Raw genomic sequence first — 15,105 nt, 5'->3', positions numbered from 1 at the left:
AAATCATGATGGGATTAAATAAAGATATTTTAATCACAGAGGTAGCTTTACGAGATGGAAGCCATGCCATTAGACACCAATTTACAGTGGAACAAGTGACAAGCGTTGTTAAAGCACTTGATGAAGCAAATGTACCCTATATTGAAGTGGCTCATGGGGATGGCCTTGGAGGCTCGACACTACAATATGGATTATCATTGACAAATGAATTTGAATTAATTGAAGCTGCGGCCGCCACTGCTAAAAATTCAAAAATTGCTGTCTTGCATCTTCCAGGCATCGGTTTAGAAAAAGATTTAAAACAAGCGGCTTCGTTAGGTGCTAAAATGGCAAGAATTGCAACGCATGTAACAGAAGCAGATGTTTCTCCTGTTTATATAGAGCTAGCAAAAGAGCTTGGCATGGAAACGGTTGGATTCTTAATGATGTCACATCTTGCTCCTACTTCTAAATTAGTCGAACAAGCTAAATTAATGGAAAGCTATGGCGCTGATACTGTCTATGTCGTCGACTCCGCAGGTGCCTTGTTGCCACATGAAGTATCAGAAAAAATCTGTGCTTTACGGGACCATCTCTCGGTTAACATCGGTTTCCATGGTCATAACAACTTGTCACTCGCAATGGCTAACACACTTGCAGCGATTGAACAAGGAGCGACAAGAATTGATGGCAGTATGAGATGTTTAGGTGCAGGTGCTGGGAATACACAAACGGAGGTGCTTGTAGCTGTATTGGATAAGATGGGAATACAAACTGGAATTGACGTCTATAAAGCGATGGATATTGCGGAAGAATTAGTGGCCCCAATTTTGGAAAAACCACAAGAAATAACTAGAGATAGCCTTGTGCTCGGATACGCTGGTGTATACTCAAGCTTCTTACTTCATGCCCAGCGTGCAGCAAAAAGATTTAACATTGACTCCCGTGATATTTTGATTGAGCTAGGGAAACAACATATCGTTGGTGGTCAAGAGGATATGATTGTTGATGTTGCTGCAGAAATCGCGAAACGAAAAAATGTCACAGTCGGTTAGGGAGGACAGTAAACGATGATTACGAATGAACAAATTGAGCAAATAGCTACCTATTTGTTAGATGCAGAATATGGGAAAAACGAGGTTGTAAAAGTTACGGCATCTATAAAGCCTGATTTAACATTTGATGAAGCCTATTTAGTACAGGAAGAAATTGTACAAAGAAAATTAAATGAAGGAAAAAAAATAATCGGCCCGAAAATGGGCTTAACGAGCTTCGCTAAAATGAAGCAGATGGGTGTCGAGGAGCCGCTTTATGGCTATGTCTTTGATTATATGTTAATTGATAACGGTGGACAGGTGAAGCTTAGCGACTTAATCCATCCGAAAGTGGAAGCGGAAATTGCTTTCGTTATGGGTGAGGACGTAGAAGGGCCTGATATTACCGGTGCCCAAGTATTAGCGGCAACGGAATATGTTTTACCGGCATTAGAAATCATTGACAGCCGCTACGAAAATTTTAATTTTACACTACCAGATGTTGTCGCAGACAACGCCTCAACATCCCGTGTTGTCTTCGGCACTACTTTGAAAAAGCCAGAACAATTGGAGCTTGAGTTAGTAGGCACGACGATTACAATAAATGGCGAAATAAAAGAGCTAGGAGCAGGAGCTGCTGTTCTTGGTCATCCAGCCAATTCAGTAGCAATGCTTGCAAATATGCTTGCTCGAAAAGGAGAAAAAGTAAAAAAAGGTGATATTATTTTAACTGGTGGGATTACTGGAGCCGTCATGCTGTCAAAGGGTGATGTTGTTTCAGGCAAATTTGATGGATTAGGTGAGGTGACTTTTACTGTAGTTGAATAATTGCTTTCGCGCATACTCATAAAAATTGTGATAGTTTGAGAGTCTTATATGGCTCTCTTTTTATTTTTTGTAAAACGCATTGAAATCGTATACGAAATGATATATGATTTAATTATAAGTTGAATATTTTGAATTTTAAATAAATGGAAAATTAGAAAGGAAGGATTACGTATGTATCAAGAATTGAAAAAAAGATTAAGAGGATCAATTGCGCCTGTCATTACACCGTTTAACGAAGATGGCTCGATTGATTTTGAAACACAGGAAAAGCTAATAAACTGGCAAATTGAAAGTGGTAGCCATGCAATTTCAGTAACTGGTACAACTGGTGAACCAGCATCTCTAACAACTGAAGAACGTGTGAAAGTAATGGAAAATGCCGCTAGAGTAATAAATGGAAGAGTTCCTTTCGTACCTGGAACAGGTTCAACAAATTATGATGAAACGATTTACTTAACGAAGAAGGCAAAAGAAATTGGCGCAGATGCAGTATTAATCATCGTACCTTATTACAACAAGCCATCACAACATGCGCTTTACAAGCACTATAAATCTATTGCAGAAACAGTAGATATTCCTATTATCGTATACAATATTCCTGGAAGAACAGCGGTAAATTTACATGTTGACACATTAGCTCGTCTCGCTAAAGATGTTCCACAAATCATTGGGGTTAAAGAATCTAACAAAGATTTCGAACATGTGAACCGTGTGTTATTAAAGTGTGGAAGAGATTTCAATCTATATTCTGGTATCGAATTATTATGTTACCCAATGTTGGCAATCGGTGGGGCTGGACATATTAGTGCAACAGCCAATATTCTTCCAAAAGAAATTGCTAATCTATACAATGATTGGGCAGCAGGAAACATTCAAGCTTCCTTAGACCATCATTTTGAATTAATGGAATTAAACGATGTGTTGTTTGAGGATACAAATCCAGCACCATTAAAAGCTGCGTTAGGAATGATGGGTAAAGCGAAGCCAATCTTACGAAGACCAATGGATCTTCCAACACCAGAACTACAAGAAAAACTTCGTAAAGTATTATCAAGACATGTAGAACTTCCCGAAAATGTAGTTGCTAATTAATTAATTAATTAATTAATTTTAAAATCCAAAGGGATGTGAAATTATGCAAAACCAAACAGTAGATGTAAACAATAAAAACACACATCAGGAATTAGAAGATATTAAGTTATATATAAATGGTGAATTTGTTGATGCAGAGACAGGTGCCACTTTTCAAAATACAAACCCTTTTACAAATACGGTCATTAACAACATTGCTGAAGGGCGCAAGGATGATATAGAAAAAGCGATTGCCGCTGCAAAAGTGGCTTATGAAAACGGTCAATGGGGCAAAATGAAAGTAAGCGAACGATTACAATACATTTATCGAATTGCCGATTTAATTGATGAAGCTAATGATGAAATTGCCTTTTTAGAGTCATTAGATACAGGCCTTCCCATAAGTCAGACGAAAAATCAAGCGGCCCGTGCAGCGGAAAATTTTCGTTTTTATGCGAAAATGATTGAAACATCCCACGGCGAATCATTTCCAATAGACCGTGAGTTTATTAACTATACAGTTTATAAACCATTAGGCGTCGTTGGGCTCATTACACCTTGGAATGCGCCGATTATGCTAGAGACTTGGAAGGTTGCACCGGCACTGGCAACAGGGAATACTGTTATTTTAAAGCCAGCTGAACTGTCACCTTTAACGGCAAACAAACTTGCCGAAATTATCGATCAATCGGGATTGCCAAAGGGTGTCTTTAATGTTGTTCATGGATTTGGTGAAACAGCGGGAGCAGCGCTTGTAGCTCATCCCGATGTAAAAGCTATTTCATTTACTGGTGAAACAACAACAGGCTCCATTATTATCAAAAATGCGGCAGATACATTAAAGAAAACGTCAATGGAGCTGGGCGGGAAATCACCTCTAATCGTATTTGATGATGCCGACCTTGACCGTGCTCTTGATGCTGCTGTATGGGGGATTTTCTCCTTTAACGGAGAACGTTGTACATCCAATTCCCGTGTCTTTCTTCATAAAAATATTAAAGACCAATTTATTGCGGCTTTGAAAGAACGTGTCAATAATATTAAAATCGGCGACCCAATGGACCCGGCGACACAACTAGGGCCTTTAATTGAAAAGGGTCATTACAATAAAGTAAAAAGCTATATTGAACTTGCAAAACAAGAAGGCTGCGAAGTTGTTCAAGGATCAATTCCTGAGGAAGTAAAGGTAGGCAATTTCGTACCACCGACGTTATTATTACATGCGAAAAATGAGATGAGGGTTTGCCAAGAAGAAATTTTTGGTCCAGTGATGGCGGTGATTGAATTTGAAACGGAAGAAGAAGTGATTGAGGCGGCAAATAATGTAAGATATGGTCTTGCAGGCTTCGTGTGGACAAATGATATTAAGAGGGCGCACCGTGTTGCAGATGCAATTGAAGCTGGAATGGTTTGGATTAATGCGCAAAATGTCCGTGATCTTCGCATTCCATTTGGAGGAACAAAGGATAGTGGAATCGGTAGAGAAGGCGGCCATTATGCATTTGAATTTTATACTGAGCCAAAGATTATCCACGTTGCTATCGGTGATCACCATATACCGCAATTCGGTAAATAACCGTAAATAATGAAGGCTAGAGAGAGCAATTCTTTCTAGCTTTTATTACCAAAAATAAAACAAGAAAAACTATTGATATCATATATGTTATAATATATGATTTATATTAACATAAATAATTCGAATATTCGGAAAACTGGTTATTTTCAGTTTACCTGAATGTCATTTGACAGCGTTTTCACAAAAGGTCTTGTAAATACTATTTTGAAAGGGAGGAAATAGAATGGAAAAATTGTTTAAAGGTAAAAAAATAATGTTCGTCATTGTACTAGCTTTAGTACTGCTAATGTCCGCTTGTAGTGGGGGCACCCAAAATGCCTCAAAGGGTGAAAACCAAGGTGCTGCCAATGGTGGGGATAACGGAAAGTCTCATAATCTCATTATCTCTCATTTCTTACCGGGGAATCACCCAATTCAAACACAAATTTTCGAAGGCCTTGGAAAAACATTAAATGAGAAAACAGACGGGAGAATTACATACGAACTATATCCTGCTAATGCTCTTGGTGATGCTGGTTCCCACTATGATATGGCCGTAACAGGTGAAGCAAACATTGCATTAAGTGTGTATGGATATACACCAGGCAGATTCCCGCTTGTATCTGTTCTTGAATTACCGTTCTTAGCTGAATCAGCTGAACATGGTTCAAAAATCATTGGAACATTATACAATGAATTTCCTGAAATTCAAAAATTGCATGATGAAACACATCCATTATTCCTGTTCACCGCAGAGCCTGCACAACTTATTAGTACAAAACATAAAATTGAAACACCTGCAGATTTAAAAGGCTTGCGTGTACGTACACCATCCCCAGTTGGAAGTACGATTTTGGAAGCGTTAGGAGCTACGGCAGTATCAATGCCGATGGGTGATGTTTATGAGGCGTTACAAAGAGGGGTTGTCGATGCAGCAATGGTGCCGCTAGAAACTTTACAAAATTACAACTTCCATGAAATCACGAAATACGTAACAATCGGTAACTTCTCAGCAACACCGTTCTATTCAGTTATGAATAAAGCTACTTATAATAGTTTTTCTGACAGTGATCAACAATTATTAGATGGTTTAGTAGGTCTTCCAATGTCTGCAGAAGCAGGTGGGCTCTTTGACGTTGATGGTAAAAAAGGGTTAGAGCTTGCGAAAAATGGTGGTGCGGAAATTATCGAGTTAACGGGTAATCAACTTAAACATTGGCAGGATGCGCTAGAACCTGTTGCCCAAAAGTGGATTGACGAAATGAATGGGAAAGGCTATCCGGGACAAGAAATCTATGAACGCGCTTTAGAGCTTAAAAATGAACTAAGGTAAGAAGAGGAAGTGGTGACCTATTAATATGGAAGGAATGACTGAAAAAGTATGTAAATGGCTACACAATATTGCTGAGTTCATTTTACTGTTGATGATGCTTTGGATTACATTTGATGTTTTAGGTCGCTGGCTTTTTAATCACCCAATTAAAGGAACAGTTGACTTTACCGAACTTGGATTATCAATGGTTGTGTTTTTAAGTTTGGCTTATACGCATTTGCATAAAGTGCATGTTACAATCGATTTTGTCGTTGAAAGGTTTTCTGAAAAAATTCAATGTATTTTTGAAGGTGTCATTAATGTAGTTATTGCTGCTGTATTGTGTATAGTAGCTTGGAGTTTATGGTCGAATGCGGGGCGCTTGCTCCGCTCTAATACGGTAACAGCAGATTTATACTTACCAGTCTATATATTTGTAATCATCGCCGCCATTGGTACAGTTATTTTTGCTTTATCAGCTGTCAAACATGCAATAACTTATACAAAGAAGTTTCTGCAAAGTAATAAATCGCTAGCGAAAAAGAGTGATTCGAGTCCTGAGTCGGCCTTGCCAGAGGTGGTGAATAGTAATGAGTCCTGAAATAATTGGCGTAATCGGGATTGTCGTATTAATCATTATGTTTCTATTAAAGATTCCCGTCGGTATTTCACTACTATTAGTTGGAATGCTTGGCACGGGTTTAATAAGAGGTTGGGACATTGCGATTCTCCAATCTGGAAGGACTCCTTTTGATACGGCAAGTTCCTATTCCTTAAGTGTGATTCCGTTGTTTATTTTAATGGGAATGTTTTTATCTTATTCAGGTATAGGCAGTAATTTATACCAGGCTGTAGATAGCTGGATGGGACATTTTCGCGGTGGATTAGCGATGGCAACGATTGGAACAGCTGCAATCTTCTCATCGATTTCAGGGTCATTAAATGCTACAACTGTTACAGTTTCGAAAATTGCCTTGCCCGAAATGAATAAATACAATTATAAGCCCCAATTATCAACCGCATGTGTAGCTGCAGGCGGAACATTAGGCGCCCTTATTCCGCCAAGTGTCATTCTAGTGTTGTATGGAATTATGACAAGGGAACCGATTGGTCAACTATTAATTGCAGGGATTGTTCCAGGGATTGTCCAAATCATTATTTTTATGATTGCGATTTTAATCGTCATCAAACGTGATCCATCACTTGCACCAAGAAAGTATGAGAAAGCCTCTTTTCGGGAAAAAATCACAACACTAAAAAATATTTGGCCCTTCATGGTTGTATTTCTAACTTCGATTGGCGGAATTTATTTAGGGATTTTTACGCCGACTGAAGCAGCGGGTGTAGGGGCATTTATTGCCTTACTCGTTACTTTAGTAACAAGAACAATTGACTTTAAGAGACTTAAACAATCGTTTCATGAGACTGTTCGGTTAACAGCATACCTTTTTATAATCATCATTGGCGCAACATTATTTAGTCAGTTTTTAACAGTAAGTAGAATACCAGTTAAAATTACTACTTTTGTCGGCAATCTCGATTTGAATGTATATGCAATTTTAATACTCGTATTACTTTCGTTATTTATTTTAGGATGTTTTGTCGAAGGATTATCTATCCTTGTCTTAACACTGCCAATTATCTATCCAATTGTAACGGAGTTAGGCTTTAATGGTGTTTGGTTTGGAATTATCATGGTTATGATGATAAACATTGGTTCCTTAACCCCACCACTTGGCATAAGTGTTTATGATGTAAAGGGTGTAGCGAGAGATGTTCCGATTCAGACTATTTTTAAAGGAATTACGCCGATGGTATTGGCAATGATTGCTTGTGTGGCTGTTCTTATTATTTTCCCTCAATTAGCCACTTTTTTACCTAGTTTAATGAAATAAAGATTAGTAGGTTAGATTGAATATTAAAAGTATTTTGAGTATTCACAAAAATCAAATTAAGGGAGATGTTGTTCATGCCAGCACGGACAGGAGCACAGTATTTAGAAAAGTTGAAAAATGACCGACGTGAAATTTGGTTGGATGGAGAAAGAATAGAAGATATTACAATCCATCCCCAATTAAAAGGAGGAGCCCAATCGATTGCTCATTTGTATGATTTACAATACCAATACCCTGAAATTATGTTAACAGATTCGCCAACAACAGGGGATAAAGTTGGAACATCGTTCATGTTTCCGAAAAGCAAAGATGATTTATGGAAATTGCACAAGGCATCAAAGATTATGTCTGAAGCATCTGCGGGAATCATGGGTAGAAGCCCTGACTATTTAAATATTACCTTCGCATGTTATGCAAGCCGAACCGATGTATGGAGAAAGTATGGAGAAGAACAACGTGCTAAAAATGTAGAAAACTATTTCAATTATATTAGAGAAAATGATCTATGTTTAACACACTGTATCGTTAATCCACAAGTAGATCGCTCTGTACCGGAAGCAATGCAAGCAGGTGGAGAGGTTTCATTACACAAGGTAGGCGAAACAGAAGATTCCATTATCGTTAGTGGAGCTAGAATGTTAGGTACGTTGGCACCGTTTGCCGATGAAATGACGATTTATCCATCAAGGGCAGGGAAAGGTATTCGTCCTGAAGATGCAAAATATGCTTTAATGTTTGCTGTTCCAATGGATCAACCTGGAATGAAATTCATTTGCCGTGATTCCTATAGTAAACAATGTGATCCATTTGATTTTCCGCTATCCACTCGTTTTGATGAGCAGGATGCTGTTGTTATTTTTGACAATTGCCATATTCCAAAGGATCGCGTATTTATTGATGGAAATGTAGAATTATATCGAGCTGTAACAGATGAGGTAAACTGGGGTGCTTATATTGTTTTTCAGGCAATGACGAGAGCGCTTACAAAGCTTGAGTTCTTATTTGGCGTAGGGCATATGATTGCCGATATGAACGGTGTAAATGAATTTGACCATATTAAAGAGAAACTTGGGGAAATTTGGCAATATAAAGAGTTAACACGTACTGCTATCGTTTCTGCAATAGAAGGTGCGAAGGAAAATGGAGTGAATGGTGTATTAATACCAGATGCGAGACCATTAACTGCCTTAAGAGGATTAATGCCAAAATGGATTCCTAGATGTATGGAGCTAATCCAAATTATTGGTGGTGGTGGCTTTATGTGTACACCTTCAAGAAAAGATTTAGAAGGTCCATTAAGAGGGTATATCGATAAATATTATCAAGCTAGAAATGCTACAGCTGTGGAAAAAATTCGCTTAAACCGCTTAGCTTGGGATTTCATAGGTTCAGACCTTGCAGGCCGTGGTGAACTGTATGAACGATTCTACTTAGTCGATGCGTTCAGAGTAACAATGGATACGTATTCAAATGCGGATAAGACAACGGAAATGGCATTAGTACAAAAATTCTTAGATCAAATGGTTTTGGAAAAGGATTCTGTCACGAACTGCTAAAAATCCTTTGAAAAGGAGAGAAAATAATCAATGCACAAGAAAAATTTTGATATTATTCGGCTTCATCATGCTGAAATAACGGTTACGGATTTAGAGCGGGCAAGAGAATTTTATTGTGGTGGTTTAGGCTTTATTGAGACGGAGTCAGATGAAGATCATATTTATTTAAGAGCAATTGAGGATGCCAACCACCATTGTTTAGTTTTAACAAAAGGAAAACAAGCGAGCCTAAAGCATATTGCCTACCGTGTAAGCAGTGCCGAAGATTTAGATGTGCTAGATGAATTATTTACTGAATTAGGCGTCAAAAAAGTATGGATTGGTGCTGGTGAAGAGAAGGGCCAAGGTCGTGCTCTAAGAATACAGGATCTAGGTGGAATACCTGTCGAGTTCTTTTTTGAAATGGATAAAGCAGAAAGAATGCTGCAGAAATTCCATTTACAAGGGAATTCAAAAATTAAACGGATTGACCATGCCAATTGTTTAATTACAAATATTGATGAACTATATGATTGGTATAGCAAACATTTAGGCTTTAGAACCTCCGAGTTTACTGTGAACGGCTACGAGGAAAATGAGCATATTTGGGCTGCCTGGATGCACCGCAAACCGAGCGTTCATGACCTTGCTTTAATAAGCGAAAAAGGGCCGCGCTACCACCATACCGGTTTTTGGATGGATGATGCAAAGGCGATTTTGGATACATGTGACCATCTTGCCTCACTAGGTTATCATACCCATATTGAACGGTCACCAGGCAGACATGGCACTTCAAATGCTTTTTTTGTATATGTGCGCGACCATGACGGAAATCGCATCGAATTGTATACAGGTGATTATTTTACAAATGATCCAGACTGGGAGCCGATTAAATGGCATCTTGATAACCCGCAACGGGCAACATTCTGGGGTCAAGTACCACCAGAAAGCTGGAGAACAGAAGCTGTCCAGGTCGAGGATATAATAACTGGCCAATTGCTGCCAGTTGAAACTGTGAAACGATTATCAGTGCAATAACAGTCTGTTTAACTTACTGCATGATAAGATTAGCAGCTATAAAATAAGCTTCGGACTGTCCGAAGCTTGCTTTTTTTCTAATAGTAATCTATCATACTACCACTTGGAATCATATACGATTTGACATATGATTTATTGTATAATCTAGTAAGCATCTATATTTTTTGCTGAAGGAGAGATCATGATGGTACTTAAAAAAAACTTATTTATAAACGGTGAATGGATGGAGGCGAATTCTTATATTACATTGAAATCGCCATATTCGGAGGAAGTATTAGCAGAGATTCCTTCTGCATCAGCGGAAGAGGTTAACTTTGCAATTGAAGCAGCGTACAATGCACGTGAAGTGATGGCGAAAATGCCTGCTCACCAACGTGCCGCCATACTTGAAAAATTAGTAAATCTTTATGTGGCACGTTCCGAAGAAGCAGCGAGAATTATTGCCTTAGAAGCCGCCAAGCCTATTACGACGGCAAAGGAAGAGGTTGCCCGTACGATTCAGACTTATAAATTTGCAGCTGAAGAAGCTAAACGGATTCATGGGGAAACGCTTCCACTTGATGCCGCCCCTGGTGGAGAAAATAGAGTGGCTTATACTGTACGTGAGCCATTAGGTGTAGTGGGAGCGATTACGCCGTTTAATTTTCCGATGAATTTAGTGGCTCATAAGGTAGGTCCAGCGATTGCTGCTGGAAATACAATCGTGTTGAAACCAGCTTCACAAACACCACTATCCGCTTATTTTTTAGCGGAGTTGCTTGAAGAAGCAGGGCTACCTGCCGGTGCACTTAATGTTATTACAGGAAGTGGGAGAGTAGTCGGTGATTTGCTAGTAACAGATGATCGCGTAAAGATGATCACTTTTACAGGAAGTCCAGCTGTAGGCATCGGCATTCGCAATAAAGCCGGATTAAAGCGAGTAACACTTGAACTTGGTTCCAATTCAGCCCTCATCATTGATGATGGTGTAGATGTAAATAAAATTATTGCGCGCACAATGAAAGGGGCATTTTCTAACCAAGGACAAGTTTGTATTTCCTTGCAACGTGTTTATATTCATGAAAATCTATATGGAGCATTTGTCGAAAAATTTGCTGCGGAAGCAAAAAAATTAAAAATAGGGGATCCACTTGACCCACAAACAGACGTATCTGCTTTAATAACAAAAGGCGATGTTGAGCGTACTCTCGAATGGATTGAAGAAGCAAAACAGCATGGTGCTGAAGTTGCAACAGGAGGAATGGCAGAAGGAAATATTCTTCTACCAACTGTGCTTTTAAATGCTGATAAAGCATTAAAAGTATCGTGTCAAGAGGTGTTCGCGCCAATCGTTCTTATTAATAAGGTTAAGTCAGTGGAGGAAGCTGTTGAATTAGTAAATGATTCACGCTATGGCCTGCAAGCTGGAATTTATACGAATAATATTAACACAGCTCTTGATGCGGCTGAAAAGCTACATGTTGGCGGGGTTATAATTAATGATATTCCAACATTCCGTGTCGATAATATGCCATATGGAGGCGTTAAAGAAAGCGGAGTTGGCCGTGAAGGAATTAAATACGCAGTCGAGGAAATGACCGAAATGAAATTAGTTGTTTTTAATCGCAATTAACAGGAAGTTGAGGTGATAAATTGCGCAGCGGGAAAATTAAAATGAGTGGGGTTTCGCAACCGGAAACAGTTGTTATAGATTGCGAGAATCGACTAGTCGAAGTCAAAGGGAAAAAAATTAGTTTAAGAGAGTTAAACATAGATGCACCTGTGTCAGGGACGATTTATGGGACTTTATTAAACTATAAAGAGGCATTGGTTGCGATGGGAGAGGAAGTCCATGAGGACCCATACAAAGCCCCACCAAAGGCACCGATTCTTTATATTAAACCAGCGAATACGATTATTGGCTACGGTGCCGAAATACCAATGCCTGCTGCTGTTCAAGAGTTAGAAATAGGTGCAGCGCTTGGAATCGTGATTGGTCGAAGAGCTACACAAGTTCCTCAAGCAGAAGCTTTAGACTATGTTGCCGGCTATACGGTTGTAAACGACGTTAGTATTCCTCATAACAGTGTATACCGTCCAGCCATAAGCCAAAAATGTCGTGATGGTTTTTGTCCAGTAGGGCCATGGGTGATTGAGCGTGAGGCAGTTGCAAATCCCGATGCCCTTACAATTCAAGTATTTGTAAATGGCGAGTTGCGTCAAGAAAATACTACAGCCAATTTGATTCGCTCTGTTCCGCGATTAATTGCAGATGTTACGGAATTTATGACGTTGAATGAAGGAGATGTATTGTTGGTCGGTGTCCCCGAGAAGGCACCAATAGTAAATGCTGGCGACCACATTCGCATCGAAATTATTGGTGTCGGTGTCCTAGAAAATACAGTTGTTCATGAACATGAACTTTTGGCAGGAGGGACAAAAAGATGAAAAGAGCACGAGTAGCTTTTTCTGGTGCTATTCATGATGCGGTTGAACTTGAGGGCCGTTTGAAACTGGATGATGGTCGTATTGTAAAGGAGCAGGATGTAGTCTGGCTCCCGCCTGTTGAGATGCAAACAGTTTTTGCTCTTGGCTTGAATTATGCTGACCATGCGAAAGAATTGGCATTTAATGCGCCAACAGAGCCCTTAGTATTTTTAAAAGGACCGAATACTTTTATAGGACATCTAGGCCAAACATTTCGCCCAGCTGATGCAACTTTTATGCACTATGAGTGTGAGCTTGCCGTTGTAATAGGAAAACAAGCTAGAAATGTAAAGCAAGAGGATGCTTATGATTATATTCTTGGCTATACAGTGGCTAATGATTATGCTATCCGTGATTATTTGGAAAATTACTATCGCCCCAACTTGCGGGTGAAAAATCGTGATACATGTACCCCGATTGGCCCATGGCTTGTAGATGCAAAAGATATTGATGATCCAATGAATTTAACGTTAAGAACCTATGTAAATGGAAAGTTGACGCAAGAAGGAAATACAAAGGAGATGATTTTCAGCATTGCCGCCCTAATTGAGTATTTAAGCAGCTTCATGACACTGAATAAGAATGATGTTATTTTAACTGGGACTCCTATGGGTTCAGTTAACGTCGAAGTTGGTGATGAAGTTGTGACTGAAGTCGAAAAGATTGGTCGCCTTGCCAATACGATTGTAAGTAGATGAAATGGAAGGTGAAAATCGGTGCCACATATTATCATTGAATATACACATAATATTAAAGCTGAGGCGAATATTTCCGGATTGCTAGAAAAAGTCCATGCAGTCATTATTGCAAAAAGCCCGCTTTTTCCGATTGGTGGCTTGCGTTCAAGAGCGATTGAACTTCAAGATTATCGGGTTGCTGATGGAAAAGAAGATGATGCGTTTGTCCATGTTACATTAAAAATTGGAGCGGGACGCAGTGAAGAAGAAAAAAAGAATACTTGTGATGAGCTGTTCGAGGCAATAAAGGCTCATTTCTCGGAGCTTTTTTCGAAACGATATTTAGCGCTCTCAATGGAGCTTGTTGAGTTTAGCGAGGCAGGCACATATAAGCATAATAATATTCACCATCGTTTTAAATAGGGATTTGTCGAAAAATGAGTAAATACGACTTGAAATCATATACGAAGTGATATAGGATAATGCTATGGAAAAAAATCAAAATCAACATTCAACTATAAGCAAAACACAGTATGCGTATGAATTTTTAAGAGCTAAGATTTTGGACGGTGATTATGCTCCGGGGCAACGGATTGTCATTGATCAAATTGCAAAAGAGCTTGGGACTAGCACGATTCCCATCCGAGAGGCGATTCGCAACCTTGAATCAGATGGATTAATTTCATACAAGCCTTATAGCGGAGCGATTGTGAGTGCAATCAATGAAACCGAATATGTTGAAGTCCTTTCTGTCATCGCTGTTTTAGAAGGATTTGCTGCTTCACTTAGCTCCAAAAAATTAACTGTTCAAAATCTTAAGGAGCTGGAACAACTTAACAATCAAATGGCTAAAGCGCTTACAAATTTTGAATTTGAAACATTTAGCCAATTGAATCGAAAATTTCATGCGGTTATTTTTGAAAAGTGCGACAACACTTTTTTAATTGATCAAATTAACGAAGCGCAACAGCGCTTGAACCGTGTTCGTCGCTCTATTTTTACCTTTGTGCCGCAACGTGCTTGTCAATCAATTGAGGAACATGTCGAAATTATTAACCTTATTAGAGAAAATGCCCCTACTAGTAAAATTGAAGAAGTTGTTCGTCAGCACAGAATCAACACTTTGATAGCTTTTCAAAACCGAAAGAACAGCTAAATGAATTGAGAAAGAGAATAATTTAAAGTCGCTCAGAGTTTACCGCTCTGGGCATTTTTTTGTAGAAATAACTTCACACTTTGCTCATAAATTCAACAAAGTTACATCACTAAATATACATTAAATCGACAAATACCGACCATGGTTTCTGTGATTTAAGTCACAGGAGAGGATAGTATGTATTGGTATATTTTGAGTGTACAGATTTTGTGCGAAAAATGTGCAGAATTTGTCAGGAATCTATGATGTATTTTTTAAAAGGGCTTGGATTAAGTTTTTTGGAAAAGGAGGGAAGAAATGTGAATCAAGTTTTTCGGTGGATACTCTTTTTAGTAATTGGTGTCGTCTTAGGCTTTATGGGTTCTCTTTTATTTAATGGCGGAGAAAAAACATCTACGGAACCGCCGCTACAAACAGAAACTGCAACATCTGCAAAACCAGCTGAACCGACTGAACCAACAGATACGGCTGGAAATAATGCTGATACGGAACAACCTAATTTAGCAGAGCATACAGATAATGTCTTATTTAAAAAAGGATGTATCGCATGCCATGCTGT

15 protein-coding genes are annotated in these 15,105 nt (G+C 38.9%); all 15 read left to right on the top strand.

All coding sequences use genetic code 11. The features are described from left to right. The first annotated feature begins 8 nt into the window (after positions 1-8). Positions 9-1,034 carry a 4-hydroxy-2-oxovalerate aldolase gene (gene dmpG, locus GX497_03815; GenBank protein HHY72348.1) on the top strand — a complete coding sequence of 342 codons (1,026 nt, stop codon included), beginning with the start codon at positions 9-11 and terminating at the stop codon, positions 1,032-1,034. Between the two features lie 15 nt (positions 1,035-1,049). Continuing rightward, positions 1,050-1,841: a 4-oxalocrotonate decarboxylase gene (locus tag GX497_03810; protein ID HHY72347.1), complete on the top strand. Its 792-nt coding sequence runs from the start codon at positions 1,050-1,052 to the stop codon at positions 1,839-1,841. A 171-nt stretch (positions 1,842-2,012) separates the two neighbouring features. Then, entirely contained in the window at positions 2,013-2,933 is a 921-nt protein-coding gene (gene hpaI, locus GX497_03805; protein HHY72346.1) for a 2,4-dihydroxyhept-2-ene-1,7-dioic acid aldolase, read from the top strand. A gap of 43 nt (positions 2,934-2,976) precedes the next feature. After that, entirely contained in the window at positions 2,977-4,488 is a 1,512-nt protein-coding gene (gene hpaE / locus GX497_03800) for a 5-carboxymethyl-2-hydroxymuconate semialdehyde dehydrogenase (protein ID HHY72345.1), read from the top strand. A 223-nt stretch (positions 4,489-4,711) separates the two neighbouring features. Continuing rightward, complete coding sequence (locus tag GX497_03795; GenBank protein HHY72344.1) at positions 4,712-5,800, top strand: TRAP transporter substrate-binding protein; 1,089 nt, start codon at positions 4,712-4,714, stop codon at positions 5,798-5,800. Between the two features lie 25 nt (positions 5,801-5,825). Beyond that, complete coding sequence (locus tag GX497_03790; protein ID HHY72343.1) at positions 5,826-6,380, top strand: TRAP transporter small permease; 555 nt, start codon at positions 5,826-5,828, stop codon at positions 6,378-6,380. Beyond that, positions 6,370-7,674, top strand: a complete 1,305-nt coding sequence (locus GX497_03785) for a TRAP transporter large permease (GenBank protein ID HHY72342.1) — start codon at positions 6,370-6,372, stop codon at positions 7,672-7,674. The genes GX497_03790 and GX497_03785 overlap by 11 nt, the downstream gene beginning before the upstream one ends. Before the next feature lie 74 nt (positions 7,675-7,748). Then, on the top strand, positions 7,749-9,230 hold the full coding sequence (locus tag GX497_03780) for a 4-hydroxyphenylacetate 3-hydroxylase (GenBank protein ID HHY72341.1): 1,482 nt from the start codon (positions 7,749-7,751) through the stop codon (positions 9,228-9,230). A gap of 30 nt (positions 9,231-9,260) precedes the next feature. Beyond that, on the top strand, positions 9,261-10,247 hold the full coding sequence (hpaD, locus tag GX497_03775; protein ID HHY72340.1) for a 3,4-dihydroxyphenylacetate 2,3-dioxygenase: 987 nt from the start codon (positions 9,261-9,263) through the stop codon (positions 10,245-10,247). 184 nt (positions 10,248-10,431) lie between these two features. Beyond that, on the top strand, positions 10,432-11,859 hold the full coding sequence (locus tag GX497_03770; protein ID HHY72339.1) for an aldehyde dehydrogenase family protein: 1,428 nt from the start codon (positions 10,432-10,434) through the stop codon (positions 11,857-11,859). A 41-nt stretch (positions 11,860-11,900) separates the two neighbouring features. Beyond that, entirely contained in the window at positions 11,901-12,674 is a 774-nt protein-coding gene (locus GX497_03765) for a 4-hydroxyphenylacetate isomerase (GenBank protein ID HHY72338.1), read from the top strand. Next, on the top strand, positions 12,671-13,411 hold the full coding sequence (locus GX497_03760; GenBank protein HHY72337.1) for a 2-hydroxyhepta-2,4-diene-1,7-dioate isomerase: 741 nt from the start codon (positions 12,671-12,673) through the stop codon (positions 13,409-13,411). Before GX497_03765 ends, GX497_03760 begins: the two co-directional genes overlap by 4 nt. Before the next feature lie 18 nt (positions 13,412-13,429). Beyond that, complete coding sequence (locus GX497_03755; protein HHY72336.1) at positions 13,430-13,813, top strand: 5-carboxymethyl-2-hydroxymuconate Delta-isomerase; 384 nt, start codon at positions 13,430-13,432, stop codon at positions 13,811-13,813. A gap of 64 nt (positions 13,814-13,877) precedes the next feature. Next, on the top strand, positions 13,878-14,546 hold the full coding sequence (locus tag GX497_03750) for a GntR family transcriptional regulator (protein HHY72335.1): 669 nt from the start codon (positions 13,878-13,880) through the stop codon (positions 14,544-14,546). A gap of 299 nt (positions 14,547-14,845) precedes the next feature. Continuing rightward, on the top strand, positions 14,846-15,105 hold a 260-nt coding region (locus tag GX497_03745), incomplete at its 3' end, for a hypothetical protein (protein ID HHY72334.1).

Origin of the sequence: Bacillus sp. (in: firmicutes), from assembly GCA_012842745.1 — a bacterium.
GTDB lineage: Bacteria > Bacillota > Bacilli > Bacillales > Bacillaceae_J > Schinkia.
The sequence above is the reverse complement of the archived record's forward strand: the minus strand, read 5'-3'. Positions and strand labels throughout refer to the sequence as shown.

What these genes read in the sequence shown, in the direction of transcription:
- dmpG (HHY72348.1), top strand. Translation starts at nt 9, where the DNA reads ATGGGATTAAATAAAGATATTTTAATCACAGAGGTAGCTTTACGAGAT.
- GX497_03810 (HHY72347.1), top strand. Translation starts at nt 1,050, where the DNA reads ATGATTACGAATGAACAAATTGAGCAAATAGCTACCTATTTGTTAGAT.
- hpaI (HHY72346.1), top strand. Translation starts at nt 2,013, where the DNA reads ATGTATCAAGAATTGAAAAAAAGATTAAGAGGATCAATTGCGCCTGTC.
- hpaE (HHY72345.1), top strand. Translation starts at nt 2,977, where the DNA reads ATGCAAAACCAAACAGTAGATGTAAACAATAAAAACACACATCAGGAA.
- GX497_03795 (HHY72344.1), top strand. Translation starts at nt 4,712, where the DNA reads ATGGAAAAATTGTTTAAAGGTAAAAAAATAATGTTCGTCATTGTACTA.
- GX497_03790 (HHY72343.1), top strand. Translation starts at nt 5,826, where the DNA reads ATGGAAGGAATGACTGAAAAAGTATGTAAATGGCTACACAATATTGCT.
- GX497_03785 (HHY72342.1), top strand. Translation starts at nt 6,370, where the DNA reads ATGAGTCCTGAAATAATTGGCGTAATCGGGATTGTCGTATTAATCATT.
- GX497_03780 (HHY72341.1), top strand. Translation starts at nt 7,749, where the DNA reads ATGCCAGCACGGACAGGAGCACAGTATTTAGAAAAGTTGAAAAATGAC.
- hpaD (HHY72340.1), top strand. Translation starts at nt 9,261, where the DNA reads ATGCACAAGAAAAATTTTGATATTATTCGGCTTCATCATGCTGAAATA.
- GX497_03770 (HHY72339.1), top strand. Translation starts at nt 10,432, where the DNA reads ATGGTACTTAAAAAAAACTTATTTATAAACGGTGAATGGATGGAGGCG.
- GX497_03765 (HHY72338.1), top strand. Translation starts at nt 11,901, where the DNA reads ATGAGTGGGGTTTCGCAACCGGAAACAGTTGTTATAGATTGCGAGAAT.
- GX497_03760 (HHY72337.1), top strand. Translation starts at nt 12,671, where the DNA reads ATGAAAAGAGCACGAGTAGCTTTTTCTGGTGCTATTCATGATGCGGTT.
- GX497_03750 (HHY72335.1), top strand. Translation starts at nt 13,878, where the DNA reads ATGGAAAAAAATCAAAATCAACATTCAACTATAAGCAAAACACAGTAT.